At 68.8% G+C, this 247-nt stretch carries 1 protein-coding gene; it reads left to right on the forward strand.

Annotation, left to right across the window (positions count from 1 at the left end; all coding sequences use genetic code 11):
• Positions 1–247, forward strand: a 247-nt coding sequence (locus R0J88_RS22450) for a metal ABC transporter solute-binding protein, Zn/Mn family (RefSeq protein ID WP_410901236.1), incomplete at both ends; no start/stop codon positions are given.

The following is a 247-nucleotide window of genomic DNA, read 5'->3' on the forward strand; positions in this document are numbered from 1 at the left end:
GGCCGCCGCGCGCGCGATCGCGGCCGAGCTGGGCCGTGCCGATCCGGCGAACAAGGCCGACTACGACGCGAACCTGCAGAAGTTCGTCGCGTCGCTGAAACCCGTCGACGACAAGGTCGCCGCGCTGCGCGCGCAGTACAAGGGCGTGCCGGTGACGGCCACGGAACCTGTGTTCGGCTACATGTCCGACGCGATCGGGCTCGACATGCGCAACCAGCGCTTCCAGCTCGCGACGATGAACGACACG

The sequence above is a fragment of the Pseudoalteromonas sp. SIMBA_162 genome (genome assembly GCF_046535955.1).
GTDB classification, from domain to species: Bacteria; Pseudomonadota; Gammaproteobacteria; order Enterobacterales; family Alteromonadaceae; genus Pseudoalteromonas; species Pseudoalteromonas marina.